Source organism: Enterovibrio makurazakiensis, assembly GCF_050336585.1.
Lineage (GTDB): Bacteria > Pseudomonadota > Gammaproteobacteria > Enterobacterales > Vibrionaceae > Enterovibrio > Enterovibrio gelatinilyticus.
In genome coordinates this window covers 158,457-177,893 of record NZ_JAKJSE010000004.1, presented here as the reverse complement: position 1 = coordinate 177,893, position 19,437 = coordinate 158,457, and the positions used below count along the sequence as shown (strand labels likewise).

Genomic DNA, 19,437 nt, shown 5'->3' with positions numbered 1-19,437 from the left:
ATAACGTTATCTTCGAACGACATAGTCATGCTTAAAGGCGTCGCTCTTGAGTGAGTCAACGCTGAACCCAGCGCTATCTATACCTTATTAGACCTAGGTCCTGCTGCACCGTGCTCTACAAAAAGTGGTCGTTCGACGATATGAAGCCGCGCATTATACCTGTCTCATCGTAAAATGCAGCGATGAGTATATACCCAAGCAATCTCAATATGCAGGATTTGGCGAGCATCTTCAGGTGACATAGGTATTCTTCAAATGGCTTAGGTATTCTTCAGGTGACTTATGGGGTATATGGATATAAAAAACGGCAAGGTATCCCCTGCCGTTCTATTTAATTTTATGTGTTCGACCATTTAATGATTAGTGGAGCTTTTCGATCATCACTCGCGCTTCTTCTTTTAGCGTTGAATCATCACCTTGCATGACTTGCTCAAGCAATTGAATCGCACCATCGATATCATTCATTTCCAGATACGCTTTCGCCAAATCCATGTTGGTTGCGGCCTCACCATTGCTGTCGACATCCACAGGCTGAATATCACTCAACACATCAGGGAAGTCTTCTAAACCAACATCGAGATCCATCGTCACTGAATCGGGGTCTGCTTGCGGTACGCCATCATCTTTCATCAATTCGTCAATGCTGATGAAACCATCCCCCGTAGAGGTAGCTTCAACCAATTCACTCTCAGCATCTTCTAGCAACCCTTCGAGATCGGCTTCCAAATCCATAGATTTGATTTCATCACCGAGAATTTCAGGTTGTTGAGACCAATCTTCACTTTCAAGTTCGGGTTCTGGCGTTTGCTCAGCATGCCAAATACCACTCTCGTCATCGGGAATATCAAGATCGTCAGGCTCCTCCAACTCATCATCAAGATGGAAGGATTCGTCTTGGTCTTCAACATCATCCGCTGCGTCCAATGAAGTCAGCACATCGTTAGCTTCGTCCGCTTCAGCAGTTTCTGCCGTCATGGTTTGGAAGTCACCCAAGCCCATTTGATCATCATCAAGAGGCTCGGAAAGTAAGGCTTCCATATTGAGCCCAGCCACTTGATGCGCATCGTCTTCCAATTCTGCAATATCGTTCAGTTCCGTCGCGCGATATGGCGCTTGAGATACTGCTGCAGACGCCTGCGAGAACTGGCTGCGCTCACTTTCTGGTACCGCTTCGTCTAACTCGCGTTGTTCGTCAAGTGCTGCACCTAATGCATCATCTTCATCAAACTCACCCAAATCATCAAGACTGATAGGGTCTACGGAAGGAAACGCTAACGTGTTGTTTTCTGTTGCTGTGAAAGTCGACTCTTCAGCTTCTTCGTCAAGCTCAGATGTATCAACTTGCTGTCCCGCCGTTTCTTTTGGCTCAGGTTCTTCTTTCTCAGCTGCTTCTTTCTCAGCTGCTTCTATCGCTGACTCTTCTGACTCGGTGTCTGAAACGCTTTCAGGCTCAATAGCAGAAGGTGTGTCAAAGTCGACCGCGGCATCTTCCTCGGTATACTCAGGCAGATCGCTCAGATCAAACGATGAATCTTCTTTACCAGCTTCAACCGGCTCACCAGGTTCGATCTCTTCAAAATCACTGTCTGCAAGCGCTGCTTCTTCGTCGTATTCTGGAAGAGATGACAGATCTAACGGTGCATCTTCTTCAAACGCTGCTTCTTCAGACGTTTCTTCAGAAGCGTCATCCTGAACTTGCTCTGCTGTTAACTGCTCTTCGAGAGGTTCCGCTTTGATTTCTTGAGCATTGATTTCTTGAGCTTCGACTTCTTGAGCTTCAACCTCTTTGCCTTCAGCTTCTTCTGTTTCAGCTTCTTGTTGTTCGAGTCCCTCAACGCCAGTATCGCCACCAGCGAACGGTTCTGTGACGATCTCTTCTGTTTCAAGTTCTTCAAATGCCGTTTCAGCATCGTCCTGAGTCGGTGCTTCATTCAACTCATCTGGCATGGACTCAATAGCAGCGAATGCATCGTCAAGATCGGCCTCGTCTTCAGAAGACACGAGGGGCTCTTCTTCCACTGACTCATCAGCATCACCAGCGAGATTGTCGTCTCCGGTCAGAGGCTGTTCGTCAGACGAAGATATTTCTGTCGGTTCTGCCGCATCCAGTTCAGAGCTTGCTGACGCTTCATCGTCTTGGCCTAATAGGCTATCTAGCAGGTCAATGTCGCTCTGTGTTGCCTCTGGTATCTCTTTTTCTTCAGCATCTAGCGCTTCTAAGCTATCGAGTGATGCATCAAACGCTGGCACGGCTTCAATGTCCGTCGCTGATTCACCGTCATCCAGTAAGCTATCAAGCAGGTCCATGTCTGACTCAGAAGCTTCTGCGTCAGATTCGCTCTCTTGGGCTTGCTCAATGTCTTCAGCATCGGCGTTTACGCCATCAACTGCGTCTTCAACATCGTTTTCCGCTAATTCTTCGAGGGCCTCTTCTTCGATCGAAGGTTGCAGTAAATTTTCATCGACAACTGCTGAGTCAGCATCGTCTGTTGCTTGAATCTCCACATCATCAAGAGCGAGATCATCATCGAGAGAAATAAGCTCATCGCCGAGTAAGTCATCATCAGAAGCTTCTTCCAATAACGCACTTTCGTCTTCAATGTCACCATCGTCAGCAACAAGTTCGTCCAGTAATACGTCTGTATCACCCAGATCGACATTTTCATCGTCGCTTGGCTCACCAACGAGATCCTCAAGCAGATCGTCATCATCAATGGCTTCGTCTAGTAATGCAGTTTCATCTAGCAGGTCTTCGTCATCACCAACAAATTCATCCAGCAATGCGTCGGTGTCTGAAATGTCATCGGTGTCTATGTCTGCATCAATTGATAACAAATCAGTATCATCGGCTTCTTGCGGCTCGATCGGATTTCCATCCTCATCCAACGCGTCATCGTCAAGAAGCTCATCAAGAAGTGCATCTGTGCCATCAAGTTGAACATCATTGTCACTGCCAGTCTCACTGAGAATGTTGTCGATATCGTCAACATTGACGGCTTCATCCAAGAACTCGTCGAGCAAGGCGGTACTGTCTTCTTCTAGAGAGTCTTCCTCTAGAGAGTCATCTTCAGGGTTTTCGTTGGGTTTCTCTTCTTGTGCCTGATTCAGGATGTCATCGAGGTCATCGTCGGATAAGTTGATATCTTGCGACAAATCTACTTCTGGCTCGTCATCCAACACTTTGTCAAACAAGGCTTCGTTGGTGATGTCAGCGTCATCATCTTCCGCTGCCGCCGCTGCGAATGCCGCTTCTGCCTCTGCTATGGCATCATCCGCCGCCGACTGCTCATTTGCAGCAGGCTCATTTGCAGCTGGCTCATCATCAGCGCTTTGCGTGGCATTCAGTAATGCATCAATATCATCAACGTCGGCATCATCACCACCACTAAGGGACTGCTCCCACATAGCGGCAAGTGCTTCATCAGGGCTCAGTTCCGACTCTTCAGGTTGAGACGCCATTTCATCCAATGCGCGTTCCATGTCTTCCAAGCCGATAGCGCCGTCAGTGCTAGCTTCAACATTCAGCTCTGTGCTTGCGCTGAAGTCATCATCTAACATGGCATCCAGATCGGTATCAGTGCCAAAGTCAGAATCGCCGTCAATATCTAATCCAGACTCAGTCGGTTCATCTGATAACTCCAAGCTGTCTGACAAGTTAATGTCGTCCAATTCAGAATCAAAAATACCCTCATCGCCAAACAGATCATCGGCATCGGTGTCGTCTGTGACTTCAAGCTCATCATCTTCCAATACCAATTCATCATCATCCCCTTCAACATCGGGCACCATGATGACGGGTAGATCAGGCTCTTCGCCGTCGAGCCCTTCTGGCTCTTCGATATCGTCATCTTTCTTACGGCGGCGCATAATGATGAACGCAGCAGTACCTATCACTAACAAGGCTGGAATAATTGCGACAGTGGCAAGCATCAATGGGCTCGCCATCAGCGATTCAATGAAAGATGGCTCTTTCATTTCCATTTGAGCCTGACGCATTTTCTGCGCCTCTAGGAAGGATTTAATTTCTTCCGTGAGCGCTTCATCGCCCGTCATTTGCTCTTTTAAAACAGACAACTCGTTCTGCACTTCCGCCAAACGAATCTTCAAGATGTGGTTACTTTCAACGAGCTTACCCATTTGCAAATCAGATTCATCAATCTGATCTTGCACCGAGCCCATATTCGGCTTAGGCGGCGTCATATCGGCGCCCATGCTATCCCCATCTTCCATTGCCATGTCTGACTTCGATGATGCATCCATGTCCGCCATTTCTGGCTTTTTAGGCACATCCGGCTTGGTCATCTTCTCAGGCGCTTTGACGGGTTTGGCTTTTTCTGAAGAGGCCGTCATTTCAGGTTGAGCAGGTTGCTGTGCTGTTGCAGCGGCCTGCTGGCTCAATGGCTGACGATTGATGCCACGCTGCGCATCTTTACGTCTTTGGTCAATTTGCAGACGCTGGGCGACATCATCCGTGCTTTCACGACGAATTTCCGTCAACGTTGGCATAAGCAACGTACTTCCGGGAATCAATCCGTGAATGTTTTGATCTTCAAAGGCATTGGGATTTAAGCGAAAAATCGCGCCAACTGTTTGATAGACAGAAACAGCGGTATTCGGCTGATTACGTTTGGCGATAGACCACAGGGTATCGTTGTCGCGCGTTGGCCCAACAGATTGTCGACGGTTAGCCGTCGAAGCCGTCTGATTGGCTTGTGATAAAGGCGTGACAGTGCTGGGCGCTGGCGATTCATCGACAGGACCAAGAATTCGAATGGCCGAATGCACAGAAAACGTGGCGGCAAGGCTCAGCAGCAACGTTGAGACAGCAAGTAGTTTGCCAAATCGACGGCTTGCTTGTGATGAAAAAAGCGTTTGCTTCATGGTGTTATAAAAATCTGCGTCAGACACTGCCCGCATTCCCCTATGGCAGAATAATAGCCTAAATGGTTATTTCCCTAACTATATCGGAAGGCTGGCTGAAAACTGTAGTGTGAGAAGATAAAACTGTGTTTTGTGATCAAACAACCGGCACCAGATCACTGGTACCGGTCGTTTAAGTAGCATTTTACTGCTAAACAATTCGTGATTGTTTGAGGATTACAGGTAGTCGCGGATCAGGACTTCTGCAATTTGCACAGAATTGGTGGCTGCGCCTTTACGAACGTTGTCTGCAACAATCCACATGTTCAGGCCATTCGGATGAGAAATGTCGTTGCGGACACGGCCCACCATCACATGGTCTTTACCTGTCGCGTCTTTCACTTGCGTTGGGTAATCTTCATTGGCAAACACTTCAATACCTTCGCTACGTGAAAGTAGATCCATCGCTTCGGTCGCATCAAGTGGCTGTTGGCATTCAATGTGAACGGCTTCTGCGTGACCATAAAACACAGGGACGCGCACACAGGTTGGGTTCACTGCAACGGTATCATCACCCAAAATTTTCTGGGTTTCCCACACCATTTTCATTTCTTCTTTGGTGTAGCCGTTGTCCATAAACTCGTCGATGTGAGGCAGGCAGTTAAAAGCGATCTGCTTTTTGTAGAGACTCGGCTCTGCTTCTTGGCTGTTCAGCAGTTTCACCGTTTGGCCCGCCAACTCATCCACACCTTTTTTGCCAGAACCTGATACCGATTGGTATGTCGCTACGTTGATGCGTTCGATGCCTGCAGCATCATAAATCGGCTTCAACGCCACCAGCATTTGAATCGTCGAACAATTAGGATTCGCGATAATGTTGCGGTTACGGAAATCAGCGATAGCTTCTGGGTTAACTTCTGGTACAACCAATGGCACATCGTACTCGTAACGGAAGCGCGACGTGTTATCGATAACGACAACACCTTCATCCGCGGCCATTGGCGCATAACGGTCTGACAGTTCCGCGCCCGCAGAGAACATCGCGATTTGTACCTGGCTCCAGTCGAAGTCTTCTACGTTACGCACCAGATGGCTTTTACCATTGAAGCGAATGGTTTCACCGGCGCTGCGCTCGCTTGCTAGCAAGTAAAGTTTGCGCACAGGGAATTTACGCTCTTCCAACACCTCAATAATGGTACGACCTACAGCGCCTGTTGCACCTAATACAGCGACGTCGTATGCAACATCAAATTCTTGTGTCATGTTTATTCCTCTACGGTAAAACCTAATTTAGCGAGCGACTCTAACCCAAACTCGGCCTTGCCCGCTACTGTAATCGCACTGTACTCGCGTCTGTCCCAGTAATTCTTTCGCAAGCGGTCAAAGCTTGAACGTTGCTCACTGGCATCTGCCATTGCACGGCGAAACTCGCTGTCATCACGGCGAATATCATAGATAAGCTGACACAAAGCCATTAAATCAGATGCATCCCAAGACTGACTCAGTGATACACGAGGAATTGGCGCGATAGGCAATAAAGACGACGCATCGACACTTTCCTCTGCATTGCCAAGAAACTCGCAGTAGGCGTTATAGATCATGGTTGTGCCACGCGCTTTACCCTCTAAGCCGTACCCTGCCACATGAGGGGTTGCAAAGGCTAATAGTGGAAGAAGCTCAAGATCCACTTCAGGTTCGAACTCGAACACATCCAGCACTGCCGTCAGTTTGTCTGCTTTCAATGCCGCTTTTAAGGCAGCATTGTCCACCACTGGACCACGCGCTGCGTTGATCAATATGCTATTCGGTTTGAGTGCAGCCAACGCTTTTTCACCGATCAGGTGGTGCGTCGGGTATTCACCCGAACGGGTGATGGGTGTGTGCATGGTGAGCACATCACATTCTGCGATCAGAGTGTCCAGCGAGTGGAACTCACGCTCATCACCTTCCGCTTCTTTTAACGGATCGCATAAAAGATAAGGAACATTGAGCGCAGCCAGACAATTCGACAAGTAACTGCCCACTTGCCCCGCTCCAACGATGCCAACTTTACGATCGGTTAGCGTGAAATCTTGCTGCTGACTAAGGACCAAAAGCGCACTGATCACATATTCAGCTACCCCCACTTTGTTACAGCCAGGAGCAGCAGTGAAATAGATCCCTCGCTCAGCGAGAAGGTTCGCATCTACGTGGTCAGTACCCGCAGTTGCGGTACCAACAAAGCGCAGGCAATTGGCTTTTTCCAATAGTGCCTCGTCAACTTTGGTTACTGAACGGATCATCAACGCATCAATATCAACCAAGTCTTCCGCTGTGAGTGTTCTACCCGCTTTTGCAGTTACTGTTCCAAGTTTGCTAAACAGTTCTCCCGCATAGGGCATATTTTCGTCAATCAGAATATTCACGTGTTCTTCTCTTGCTCCAAGCAACCTGTCCGTATTGTGACGTTTTTTACGACGGCTGAAAACGAAAAAACCCGACCAATGGCCGGGCAAAATCCAGGATCTGAAAGATAGAGACCGGCTCTCAACGGTCAATACCTGCGTCTGTTGTAGGCGAGAAGCCAACTTCCCGGAAAATTTTCAAATAATTTGAAAATTTAAAGTGGCAGTAACGCCTCTTAAGCTTCGTATTTCTTAATAACCAAAGTGGCGTTTGTGCCGCCGAAGCCGAAGCTGTTCGACATGACTGTCTTCAGTTCCTGCTCACGCATTTCAGTTACAATATCTAGACCTTCTGCCGCAGCATCTAGGTTATTAATGTTAATGCTCGGTGCGACAAAGTTGTTATCCAACATCAGTGTTGAATAGATGGCTTCGTGTACACCTGCCGCACCCAATGCGTGACCCGTCATCGCTTTGGTTGCAGAAATCGCTGGGCTGTTATGACCGAACACTTCTTGAATCGCGCCCAGTTCTTTCACATCACCCACTGGCGTTGAAGTACCATGCGTATTGATGTAGTCAATGCTGTCCACATCTTGCATTGCCATTTTCATACAACGGATAGCGCCTTCACCAGAAGGAGCAACCATGTCGTAGCCATCAGAGGTTGCGCCGTAGCCAACCACTTCACCGTAGATTTTCGCGCCACGCGCTAACGCATGCTCAAGCTCTTCAATAACGACCATGCCGCCGCCGCCAGAGATAACAAATCCATCACGGTCTGCATCATAGGTACGAGACGCTTTTGAAGGATCATCATTGTACTTGGTCGACAATGCGCCCATGGCGTCAAACATCATGGTCAGAGACCAATCTAGCTCTTCACCGCCACCCGCAAACACAACGTCTTGCTTACCCAGTTGAATCAATTCAACTGCGTGGCCAATACAGTGTGCAGAAGTCGCACACGCTGAGCTCATGGTGTAGTTAACACCACGAATTTTAAACGGCGTTGCCAAGCACGCTGACACGGTCGAAGACATAGTACGAGGCACCATGTAAGGACCAACACGTTTTACGCCTTTTTCGCGTAGTGTGTCTGTTGCCAGAACTTGGTTAATTGATGATGCGCCACCAGATCCGGCAACCAGACCCGTGCGGTCATTGGAAACCATGTCTTCTGTTAAACCTGCATCTTCAATGGCTTGTTCCATTGACAGATAAGCGAAGCCTGCGGCATCACCCATAAAACGAAATTTCTTGCGATCAATATGATCGACAGGTTTGAGTTTTAGGTCACCCCAAACGTTACTGCGTAGTTTCATGTCTGCGAACTGTTGGGAAAAACTAATCCCTGATTTACCCGCTTTCAATGACTCCAGCACTTCTTTAACGTTGTTACCGATGCTGGAAACAATTCCCATACCTGTAATTACGGCTCGTTTCATTTTTTGTTCCTACAATTCGAGTTCGCACCGATGATAGCGGTTTTGCTCATCTAAAGTGGTCAGCTTTCCTAGAGTACGCGTGTAAGCTGAAATTTCATTCTCGCATAGCCAGCTCCGCGAATCTGTATATTCGGAAGGATTGGCGATAGAATCCGCGACCTGAGTGCAAACAGAGTTTTAATTAAGGTAAGGCCTGTGACCCAACCCCGTATTGAACATGCCCAAATCCACTGGAATGACGCTGGCACGCCTGTGTCTGATAATTTCGATGACGTGTACTTTTCTAATGCAAATGGCTTAGAAGAAACACGTTATGTCTTCTTACATCAAAATCATCTTCCAGCACGCTGGCAACAATTCGAGCGAGATCGCTTTGTTATTGCAGAGACGGGCTTTGGTACAGGTTTAAATTTTCTTGCGGTTTGGCAAGAGTTTGACGCTTTTCGCGATCAAAACCCTGATGCTACAACCCAACAGCTGCACTTTATCAGCTTTGAGAAATTTCCTGTAACCCAAAGTGATCTTGAAAAAGCGCATGCGGCTTGGCCCGAACTTGCCAATTACGCAGAAGCATTGCGAAAACACTATCCCGCCGCCGTATCAGGTTGCCACCGTCTCGTCCTTGCTGATGGCATGGTGACACTCGATCTCTGGTTTGGTGACATCAAAGATTGTATGCCGCAAGTGTGGACATCTGATGACGGGATCGTCGACTGTTGGTTCCTCGATGGCTTTGCGCCAAGTAAAAACCCTGAAATGTGGAGCCAAACCTTGTTTGATGGCATGGCCCGCCTTGCCCGTGAATCCTGCACAGTTGCGACATTTACCGCTGCTGGTTTTGTGCGTCGCGGCCTGATTGATGCTGGCTTCGAGATGAAGAAAACTAAAGGGTTTGGTACAAAGCGCGACATGATTGTCGGGCACATCAATCAACGAGAGCAGTCAAAGCAACAAGCACCTTGGTACAAACGCAATGCGCCAATGACAAGTGACAAGAACACACTGGATATTGCGATTATTGGTGGTGGCGTTGCCAGTGCGACATTGGCAGTTTCACTGGTTCGCCGTGGAAAATCCGTCACTCTATATTGTGAGCATGATGAGCCAGGGCACGGCGCATCAGGAAATCGTCAAGGCGCAGTTTATCCTCTGCTCAATGGCAGCGATGATGCGCTATCTCGCTTCTTTGCTCCCGCGTTTTTGTACTCTCGTCAATTTGTAGATCAAGCAGCTGAAACTATTCACTTCGATCACGATTGGTGTGGCGTTACACAACTCGGCTGGGATGAAAAGAGTGCAGACAAACTCGCAAAAATGCTCAAAGGCGGCTTCCCTGACGATGTGATATGCGCTTTAACCGCAGAAGAAACTGCCGCCATCGCAAACATTGAAACCGGCCACGGCGGCGTTAGCTATCCACTTGGAGGGTGGTTGTGCCCGCAACAACTCACTCAAGGCTTGATTAAACAAGCGCAGGCATCAGGCTTGCTGACGTGCCATTACAACACGAACATCAGCAGCTTGAAGCGTGAAAACGAGCAATGGGTAATGCTTGCTGAAAATGGTCACGAGTTTTGCCACAACACTGTTGTGATTGCCAACGGACATCGCTTTTCACAGTTCGAACAAACTGTTGCGATCCCTGCTTACTCGGTGCGTGGTCAAGTTAGCCATATCAATACCACTCCTGAACTCAAAAAGCTCAAGACAGTGCTTTGTTATGACGGCTACCTCACTCCTGTTAACGAAAAGAACGATACGCATTGTATTGGCGCCAGTTACAGCCGAAATGACGAGTCTTTAGATTTTCGCATGGACGACCAAGTTGATAACAAGCAGCGTTTGATCAACTGCGTGCCATCGTCATGGCCTGAAGACATCAATACCGATCATGGCGCTGGGCGCGTCGGTGTTCGTTGTGCCAGTCGCGACCACCTGCCTTACGTCGGCGATGTTTGCGATTACGCACAATTGTCCGAATGTTACAGCAATCTTCGGGACACCAAAGAGAGCGCAGCAGATGTACCCGTTTATCCGAATCTATTTAGCATACTGGCATTAGGTTCTAGAGGATTAACCTCTGCACCGCTACTCGGTGAATTGATGGCCTCACAGCTTTGTGGTCATCCATTGCCTTTGCCAACAGATGTTCTTGATGCACTACATCCGGGCCGTATGTGGGTAAGAAAATTGCTCAAAGGCAAAGCGCTATAAAAACGCGCACACGTGAAAACGCAAAAAGGCGCTGATTTCAGCGCCTTTTTTATTAACTTTTAGAAGCACACAATCTGTGAGTATAGATTAAGCCACCGAACTCGCTTGAGTTTGCAGGTTAGACCAAAGGTTAGCCACCAGCACTTGATCCGCAGGGGTGAGTTCATTGGCGTTATCTTTCAAACTGCCATCCACACGCTGCTTTAACATATCGATACAATCGATCCCATCTTGTTCGCAATCTGCTGCTGCCAATGAAATATGGCCACGCAAATAGCCGCTGGCAAACAACTCGTCATCTGATGCTGTTTCTACCATGGCATCAATCAAATCAAGGATCTTTTCTTCGTAGTCTTGGATCATGTTCTCTCTCATACCAAACGTTTTAATGATGTGTGAAATCAGCAACTGTCAGTGGTGGACGACCATAAAAAGCAACGAGTGCATCTGAGTAGCTTTTTGCACGCTCAGGCATACCTTGCTCAAGATACGCCAGCACTTGGTCACGCACTTTTGCCGTAAACGCTTCGCGATCAGGCTCTACACCGCTGAGGTTGTCACAGCTTACTTGAAAACGAAAACCGCAGCTGGCAGAAAGAATCCATTCAACCGCTTGTGGTTTCACTTCTACTTGTTCAAAAGCGGCCTGTGTCTGCTCGTCACGTCCATCTGGATGATACCAGTAGCCATAGTCTTCGAGCAATCGACGCTCAGGGCCTGCAATACACCAGTGAGCCACTTCATGTAACGCCGAGGCAAAAAAGCCACGAGCAAAAATAATCCGATGCGTTGAATGGCTCTCATCCGCTGGGAAATAAATAGGTTCATCTCCACCAAGCAAAAGCTCAGTGTTAAATGATTCAATAAAACTCTGATTGAACACAGAAATTAGGTCGTTGTAATCGTGATGCATGCGTAATATGTAAATGTCTAGTTACAGCTAAAATCAAACAGGCGGCATTTTACCTAGCCCAACTCCCGTTGTCGCCGTGATAATTGTCAAATCACCCTATATTCCCCTATTTCAACGGGTTTTACCCCCATTAAGCATGAATCTGATTCATGCCTAGCCTCATCGCTTTTCATTGGAAGGTGACTTATATCACATATAAAATCCCGCCCATCTTCCTTCTTGAATGCAACCGACTGAATAATAATGTTGTTGTCTACTTTGTACATTATTGGCATTACTGCCGAAGCCATGACTGGCGCACTTGCTGCTGGTAAACGAAATATGGATTGGTTTGGCGTGATGCTCGTAGCGAGTTGCACCGCCATCGGCGGTGGCACGGTCCGTGATATTTTACTTGGGCATTACCCGTTAGGTTGGGTGGCCAATCCACATTATCTGATCATTGTTTGCGTTGCGGGTATCGTCACGACATGGATGGCTTCTTGGGTTGCGCGCAATCACAAGTTGTTTGTCTGGCTAGATTCACTGGGCTTGATTGCGTTTAGCATCATTGGCTGTCGCGTGGGTATCGATATGGGGTTGTCGCCTCTCATCGCGGTGGTTTCTGCGGTAGTCACAGGTGTATTTGGCGGCTTACTGCGTGATTTGCTGTGCCGTCGTCAGCCTATGGTGTTACACAAAGAGTTATACGCCTCCATCGCCTTTTTCTCAGGTTGGATGTATTGGGCGCTGTTGACCTATGGTGAGCAATTTGGTGTTAACGAAAATTACGCGACACTGTCCACGCTTATTCTAGGGTTCACCTTCCGCATGTGCGCGGTGAAATTTGGTTGGCGTTTGCCTGTGTTTAGTTTTGAATCGGAAGAACAAAACGTCCTGGGAAAAGAAGGTCCTAGATCCTAGGCTCTTGGAAGGGAAAAGAACAAAAAAGAAGGGCTGGTGGTGCTAAACCGTCAGCCCTTTTCTCTGGTCTTGGCTTTTGCTGTTTCTAGGGCCTTCTTTTCCTAGGCCCTAGGATCTTTCACTTAAATCTTCGGCGTTGTTGTCGTCACACCTGAATTTTGAGCACGGTGTCTTAGCAAGTGGTCCATCAACACGATAGCGACCATGGCTTCAGCGATAGGTACCGCACGAATACCAACGCATGGGTCATGACGACCACGAGTCACCACATCCACAGTTTCACCGTCAACGTTAATGGTTTCACCCGGAACAGTAATGCTTGATGTCGGCTTCAGGGCCATATGGGCCACAATGTCCTGCCCTGATGAAATACCACCAAGAACACCACCCGCATGGTTGGTTTTAAAACCCTCTGGCGTCAGTTCATCACGGTGCTGGCTACCACGTTGGTTGATAACATCAAAGCCATCGCCCACTTCTACGCCTTTCACCGCATTAATACCCATCAGCGCGTAAGCAATGTCAGCATCAAGGCGATCAAAAACAGGTTCACCCAAACCAACTGGAACATTGCTTGCCACAACAGTGAGCTTAGCGCCAATAGAGTCGCCTTCTTTTTTCAGTTGGCGGATCAATTCATCCAGCGCTTCCAGCTTGTTAATGTCTGGGCAGAAGAAAGGATTTTGCTCGACTTGATCCCAATCAACTTGGTCAATTTTCACATCGCCCATTTGAGACAAGTAACAACGCACTTCAATGCCGTATTCTTGCTTAAGGTATTTCTTAGCAATTGCGCCTGCGGCAACCCGCATGGCAGTTTCACGTGCAGAAGAACGACCACCGCCACGATAATCTCTGTGACCGTATTTTTGATGATAAGTATAATCAGCATGACCTGGGCGGAAACGGTCTGAAATTTTAGAATAATCTTGCGAGCGCTGATCGGTGTTTTCAATCAGTAATCCGATAGATGTGCCTGTCGTTTTGCCTTCGAATACGCCTGACAAAAACTTTACTTCATCCGCTTCACGACGCTGTGTGGTGTACTTTGATGTGCCTGGACGACGACGGTCCAAATCAACTTGGAGATCTGTTTCAGAAATTTCGAGACCCGGAGGGCAACCATCAACGATACACCCTAGTGCCAATCCATGACTTTCACCGAAGGTGGTGACTCGAAAAACCTGACCAATAGAATTGCCTGCCATTACTTCCTCTGTCTTTTTTCTGGCTGCCTTTACTATACCAATCGAAAAGTTTATGACCACTTACTTAATCCGACTGGTACCAAGGCATAACTGCATGCTTGTTAATGAAACATAACCAAGCGTGAGAAGCAAAAGCTTTTTATCCACGAGACGGTCAACATGCGCTATGCCCGCCTTCACTTCAATAAACACAAAAAACATACAATGTGAGAACAAAAAAAGGCTGAAACAGATGTTTTCAGCCTTTTAAAATGCTCATTAGTGTCACTTTGAGTGATTAATCTTTGTAGATAGAAAACTCGTCAGCAACACTCATCAGATCTTGGTAAGTCATCATGAACACGCCGTGACCGCCGTTTTCAAATTCAAGCCAAGTCAGTGGAAGCTCTGGGTACTGCTCGTCCACGTGCACCATGGAATTACCCACTTCACAGATCAACACGCCCTGCTCAGTCAAGTAATTAGGTGCATTGGCAATGATGCGGCGCATCAGTCTCAAGCCATCAGAACCTGCGGCTAACCCGAGTTCAGGCTCATGGCGGAACTCCTCTGGCAGGCTGTCCATATCCTCTTCATCCACATACGGTGGGTTAGAGACAATCAGGTCATATTTGTCCTGAGGAAGATCACGGAACAAATCCGAGCGGATTGGGAACACTTGCTGCTCCATACCATGATCTTGAACATTCATTTCAGCCACGGCGAGTGCATCCGTCGAAATGTCGACCAAATCAACTTCTGCATCAGGGAAGGCGTAAGCACAAGCAATACCTATGCAACCGCTACCCGTGCACAAATCCATGATTCGTGTTGGCTCAACATCCAGCATTGGGCTAAAGCGATTTTGGATCAGCTCACCAATCGGTGAACGTGGCACCAGCACGCGTTCATCAACAAAGAATTCTAAACCACAAAAATACGCTTTGTTCGTCAAGTAAGACACTGGCGTACGATCGTTAATACGGCGAATAACACGCTCAACAATACGATGACGCTCACTGGTCGTCAGGCGGGAGTGACGTGTATCTGCCGGCACATCTAAAGGCAAATACAAGGTTGGCAACACCAACTGTACTGCTTCATCCCATGCGTTATCCGTTCCGTGACCGTAAAACAAGCCGGCTGCATTAAAGCGGCTTACCGTCCAACGTAGCATGTCCTGTAGCGTACGTAGTTCGTTGACAACTTCATCAACAATAATTTTATCCAAAATGGCCTCCACTAGCCTGATTCACTCCAACGCATCGCAATCATCGCTAATAGTTGGGCAATTCCAAATTCGACAACGAGACATTGCATCTATTTTGGGTACAATGCGCCTATCGGCATTTGGAATTGACTTATGAGTAAGAAAACCCCGATCTCAGACGATGATTTTTCATTGTTCCGCGATGCGGTGAAAGGCGTTAAAAAACTGCAGCAGGATACCATAAACCCGCCAAGACGCCAGACAGTGGAACAAACGAGAAAAAAGCGGACTGAATCGACCGCACGAGACCACGCTTTCTATTTTTCAGATGAGTTTGAACCCTTGCTGAAAGAAGACGGCCCAACGCAATATGCGCGTACGGGTGTGTCCAAGTATGAAGTGAAGCGCTTGCGTCGGGGCGTTTATGTGCCAGATATGTTTCTGGACCTGCACGGTATGACGCAAATGGAAGCCAAGCGTGAATTGGGCGCCTTAATCGCAGAATGCATCAAAGAGAATGTAAGCTGTGCTTGCGTCATGCATGGTATTGGCAAGCATATATTGAAGCAGAAAACCCCACTGTGGCTTGCGCAGCACCCAGACGTACTCGCTTTTCACCAAGCTCCGCTGGAATTTGGCGGCGCGGGCTCTCTGTTAGTGCTTATCGAAATACCAGAAAAGTAGCTACTCCCATGCAACCCGAAGATGCTGGGTATAATAGTGCGTAGCCTACCGCATACAAAAAACGCCCTACGGGGCGTTTTTATTGGAATCAACTGACTGGTCATTGAATTAACCAGCAACTCGAGACAACAGCGTACTTAAGCGTAACCCATCAATTGTGCGGGGCTTTTTAGCCAAAGCACTTCACTCTTCTCGCTGATAGGATCAAACTCGATGCAAGACACAGAAGATGTTGGGAACATTGGCGCTTGATTATCCGCATCAAACTCAGCAGTGAGATAGCCAACAAGTGGTAAGTGAGAAACCAACAAAACACTGGAAGGCTTCTCAACAGCAATCAACGCACGCAGGTATGACGCGACGTGCTCACTGTCACCATAAGGGGTAATCCCCTCATCAGTCAGTACTTTCTTCGCCGTTGGCATCACGGTTTGACACGCAGCCCATGTTTGTTGAGCGCGTAAATACGGGCTTACGAGCACCAAATCCAGATTTCCATCCGGCAATTGCTGCGATAGCCAACGCGCCATTTCAACTGACTGTTGTTCGCCACGATCATTCAGCGGTCTTTCTTCATCGCTAGCGGCAAATGTCAGTGCCTCACCGTGACGCATAATATAAATTTGCATATCATTACTGCTGATTTCTTAAATTCCAGATAATGCTACCAGTCTATTGTTGATTCTGGAACGATAAAGCGCACAGATGTTTGCCTCAATTTACTTACGTAGTCATAATTAAGACCTTGCCACTACCAGTGAAGGTGCTTTGTGCAAATAAGTCCGAACGATCACCGCGCCTATCGACAGATTACGCTCGATAACGGTCTACGAGTTTTACTGATCGAAGATGCGCATGCACCTCGCAGTGCCGCCGCACTCACTGTGAACGTGGGTCACTTCTGTGACCCTGTCGAGCGAGAAGGGTTAGCTCACTTTCTCGAACACATGTTGTTTTTGGGTACAGAGCAATACCCTAAAGTGGGCGAATTCCAATCCTTCACTAGCCGTCATGGCGGCAGCAACAATGCGTGGACAGGCACAGAGAACACCACTTATTTCTTTGATATTCAACACGATTACTTTGAAGAGGCCCTAGACAGATTTGGGCAGTTTTTTTCTGCACCGTTATTTAACGCCGAAGCCGTGGATAAAGAGCGCAATGCAGTAGACTCAGAATATCGATTGAAACTTCAAGATGATGTTCGCCGTATCTATCAAGTTCAAAAAGAAACTATTAACCCCAAACATCCGTTCTCTAAGTTTTCTGTCGGCAGTACTGACACACTTGCAGACCGCAAAGGCAGTTCGATTCGAGATGAGCTTATTGCCTTTTATCGCAGCCATTACAGTGCCAACCTCATGGCCGCATCAATCACAGGGCCGTTCACGCTAGACTCTCTTGAGATGCTGGCACACGATGCATTCGAGCAGATCCCAGATCATAAGTTACCTCCGATGATTCCGGATGTTCCCTTTGTTGATACCGCACAAGAGCAGCAATTTATTACCATCGAACCACTCAAAGATGTTCGTAAACTGACGCTCGCCTTTTCAATGCCAGCCACCGACCAGCACTATCGCGTTAAGCCTCTGTCTTACATTGCCAATTTACTTGGTTACGAAGGTACAGGCAGTGTGATGTCGTTACTCAAAAAGAAAGGTCTTATTAATAACCTATCGGCGGGTGGTGGGATTAGCGGTTCCAATTTTCGTGAATTCACCATCAGTGTCAGTCTGACTGAAGCTGGCCTTGATCAGATTGATGATATCGTTGCCTACCTTTTCCAAGCCATCCGCCTTGTGCGTGAACACGGTCTTGATGAATGGCGATATAAAGAAAAACGTGCCGTACAAGAAAAAGCGTTTCGCTACCAAGAGCCTTCTCGCCCACTCGATACCGTGAGCCATATGGTGCTCAATATTCAGCACTATGAAGCCGAAGATGTGCTTTATGGCGACTATGTGATGTCTGGGTATGACGAAACATTGATTCGTGAGATGTTGAGTTATTTAACGCCAGCGCACATGCGGTTGACCTTGATTGCCAAAGGCGGCGACTACGACAAACAAGCTAAGTGGTACGACACACCTTATCGGGTCGTGCCCTTTACCACGTCGCAACGAGAGAAATGGAACGTCACAGAAATCTCTCAGGAATTGGCACTACCCGGCCCAAATCCATTTATTAGTTACGAACTCGACCCTGCACAATTGGCATCACCGACCACGACCTTACCGGAGAAAATCCAAGAGTTACCCGGCTTTTGTCTGTGGCATCTGCAAGACACCGATTTTCGTGTACCCAAAGGCGTGGTGTATATCGCCATTGATAGCCCTCATGCTGTCGAGTCTGTCGAGAACATCGTCAAAACACGCGTCAGTGTAGAGATGCTTCTCGAGGCCATCAATGAAGCCGCCTACCCTGCTGAAGTTGCTGGTCTCAGCTATAACCTTTATGCCCACCAAGGTGGTGTGACATTAAAGCTGAGTGGCTTCAATGAAAAGCTTCCGATTTTACTCGATTTGGTATTGGAGAAATTTGCCAATCGTGATTTCGACCCCGAACGTTTTGACATCATAAAAACGCAACTCTTACGCAGTTGGAAAAACGCCACACAGAACAAGCCTATCAGCCGTTTGTATAACACAATGACCGGTATCCTTCAGCCTAACAATCCGCCGTATGAAGCATTGATTGAGGCACTAGAACCGTTGACAGTAAATTGTCTTCCTGACTTTGTTCATGCTGTGATGTCAGAATTGCATGTCGAAATGTTTGTTTATGGCAATTGGCAAAAACATCAAACATTCGAATTGGCAGAGAAGGTTAAAGACGCATTAAGAGTTCATAATCAGCGCTATCAAGAATCGATACGCCCACTGGTTTTGCTAAAGGATGCAGGAAACGCTTCCTACCATTTAGATTGTAACAATCAAGATTCTGCCGTATTGGTTTACTACCAAAGCGAAGGGACAACAGCACAAGACGCAGCACTGTTTACCTTCGCTCATCACTTGATGTCTGCGATTTTTTTCAATGAACTGCGCACAAAACAGCAATTGGGTTACATGGTAGGCTCCGGCAATATGCCGCTCAATCGTCACCCTGGGTTAGTCTTCTACGTCCAGTCCCCCCTTGCTGGCCCAACTAAACTCATTGAAGCGATTGACGATTTTCTCAATGCATTCTTTTTGGTGCTTCTAGAGCTCAACGAAGCGCAATGGAACGCAAGCAAAGACGGACTCATTGCTCAGATAGAAGAACCCGATGCCAATTTACGCGCCCGAGGACAACGACTTTGGGTCAGCATTGGTAACAAAGACCACAGATTTGAACAGCGCCAGAATGTGGCTGAAGCCATCAAAGGCATGGCACGAGCAGATATGGTGAAGTTTGTCGTCGAAAAACTAAAGCCTCGCACAGCCGATCGGCTCATCATGCACAGTTGCGGTGGTGCTCACCCAGACCAATGCAACCCCGAGAACACACGAGAGATCGATTCGATAGACCTGTTCCGCCAAGGGCGACTAGAGAAAGGGTAAAAAAAAATCCCCGACCTTGTACCAAGGCGGGGATTCTTATTGGATGGCATGGCTCACTTATCCAATGTCATGTCCAATGTCATCAGATT

At 47.7% G+C, this 19,437-nt stretch carries 13 protein-coding genes; 4 read left to right on the top strand and 9 right to left on the bottom strand.

The genetic code is table 11. The features are described from left to right. Positions 1 to 360 precede the first annotated feature (360 nt). The 4 genes from L4D06_RS00860 to fabB all read right to left on the bottom strand — a co-directional run bounded on the left by L4D06_RS00860 (position 361) and on the right by fabB (position 8,692). Positions 361 to 4,917 carry a FimV/HubP family polar landmark protein gene (locus L4D06_RS00860; RefSeq protein ID WP_429737528.1) on the bottom strand — a complete coding sequence of 1,519 codons (4,557 nt, stop codon included), beginning with the start codon at positions 4,915 to 4,917 and terminating at the stop codon, positions 361 to 363. Positions 4,918 to 5,097: 180 nt separating this feature from the next. Beyond that, the gene (locus L4D06_RS00855; RefSeq protein ID WP_274163318.1) at positions 5,098 to 6,123 is read right to left on the bottom strand and encodes an aspartate-semialdehyde dehydrogenase; all 1,026 of its coding nucleotides are present in this window, start codon (positions 6,121 to 6,123) and stop codon (positions 5,098 to 5,100) included. 2 nt (positions 6,124 to 6,125) lie between these two features. Next, the gene (locus tag L4D06_RS00850) at positions 6,126 to 7,265 is read right to left on the bottom strand and encodes a 4-phosphoerythronate dehydrogenase (RefSeq protein WP_429737527.1); all 1,140 of its coding nucleotides are present in this window, start codon (positions 7,263 to 7,265) and stop codon (positions 6,126 to 6,128) included. 215 nt (positions 7,266 to 7,480) lie between these two features. Continuing rightward, positions 7,481 to 8,692, bottom strand: a complete 1,212-nt coding sequence (gene fabB, locus L4D06_RS00845) for a beta-ketoacyl-ACP synthase I (protein WP_274163320.1) — start codon at positions 8,690 to 8,692, stop codon at positions 7,481 to 7,483. Between the two features lie 195 nt (positions 8,693 to 8,887). On the opposite strand from fabB, the gene mnmC reads away from it, so the two are divergent. Then, the gene (gene mnmC / locus L4D06_RS00840; protein ID WP_429737526.1) at positions 8,888 to 10,906 is read left to right on the top strand and encodes a bifunctional tRNA (5-methylaminomethyl-2-thiouridine)(34)-methyltransferase MnmC2/FAD-dependent 5-carboxymethylaminomethyl-2-thiouridine(34) oxidoreductase MnmC1; all 2,019 of its coding nucleotides are present in this window, start codon (positions 8,888 to 8,890) and stop codon (positions 10,904 to 10,906) included. An 87-nt stretch (positions 10,907 to 10,993) separates the two neighbouring features. On the opposite strand, the gene L4D06_RS00835 is transcribed toward mnmC, so the two are convergent. Together L4D06_RS00835 and L4D06_RS00830 are read right to left on the bottom strand one after the other, a co-directional pair. Then, entirely contained in the window at positions 10,994 to 11,269 is a 276-nt protein-coding gene (locus L4D06_RS00835; protein WP_274163322.1) for a YfcL family protein, read from the bottom strand. A gap of 22 nt (positions 11,270 to 11,291) precedes the next feature. Continuing rightward, positions 11,292 to 11,819 carry an elongation factor P hydroxylase gene (locus tag L4D06_RS00830; protein ID WP_429737525.1) on the bottom strand — a complete coding sequence of 176 codons (528 nt, stop codon included), beginning with the start codon at positions 11,817 to 11,819 and terminating at the stop codon, positions 11,292 to 11,294. A 243-nt stretch (positions 11,820 to 12,062) separates the two neighbouring features. Here L4D06_RS00830 and L4D06_RS00825 point away from each other — a divergent pair, with 243 nt between their 5' ends. Further along, entirely contained in the window at positions 12,063 to 12,722 is a 660-nt protein-coding gene (locus L4D06_RS00825) for a trimeric intracellular cation channel family protein (protein ID WP_429737523.1), read from the top strand. A gap of 122 nt (positions 12,723 to 12,844) precedes the next feature. On the opposite strand, the gene aroC is transcribed toward L4D06_RS00825, so the two are convergent. Together aroC and prmB are read right to left on the bottom strand one after the other, a co-directional pair. Further along, the gene (aroC, locus tag L4D06_RS00820; protein WP_274163325.1) at positions 12,845 to 13,930 is read right to left on the bottom strand and encodes a chorismate synthase; all 1,086 of its coding nucleotides are present in this window, start codon (positions 13,928 to 13,930) and stop codon (positions 12,845 to 12,847) included. Between the two features lie 277 nt (positions 13,931 to 14,207). Next, positions 14,208 to 15,140 (bottom strand): 50S ribosomal protein L3 N(5)-glutamine methyltransferase, encoded by a 933-nt coding sequence (gene prmB, locus L4D06_RS00815; RefSeq protein ID WP_429737522.1) that lies wholly within the window; start codon positions 15,138 to 15,140, stop codon positions 14,208 to 14,210. 132 nt (positions 15,141 to 15,272) lie between these two features. On the opposite strand from prmB, the gene smrB reads away from it, so the two are divergent. Then, positions 15,273 to 15,803: an endonuclease SmrB gene (gene smrB, locus L4D06_RS00810; protein ID WP_274163327.1), complete on the top strand. Its 531-nt coding sequence runs from the start codon at positions 15,273 to 15,275 to the stop codon at positions 15,801 to 15,803. Positions 15,804 to 15,940: 137 nt separating this feature from the next. Here smrB and sixA read toward each other — a convergent pair whose 3' ends face one another. Next, complete coding sequence (sixA, locus tag L4D06_RS00805) at positions 15,941 to 16,432, bottom strand: phosphohistidine phosphatase SixA (protein ID WP_274163328.1); 492 nt, start codon at positions 16,430 to 16,432, stop codon at positions 15,941 to 15,943. A 141-nt stretch (positions 16,433 to 16,573) separates the two neighbouring features. Between sixA and L4D06_RS00800 the strand changes: the two genes are divergently transcribed. Further along, positions 16,574 to 19,348 carry an insulinase family protein gene (locus tag L4D06_RS00800; RefSeq protein WP_429737521.1) on the top strand — a complete coding sequence of 925 codons (2,775 nt, stop codon included), beginning with the start codon at positions 16,574 to 16,576 and terminating at the stop codon, positions 19,346 to 19,348. Positions 19,349 to 19,437 lie beyond the last annotated feature (89 nt).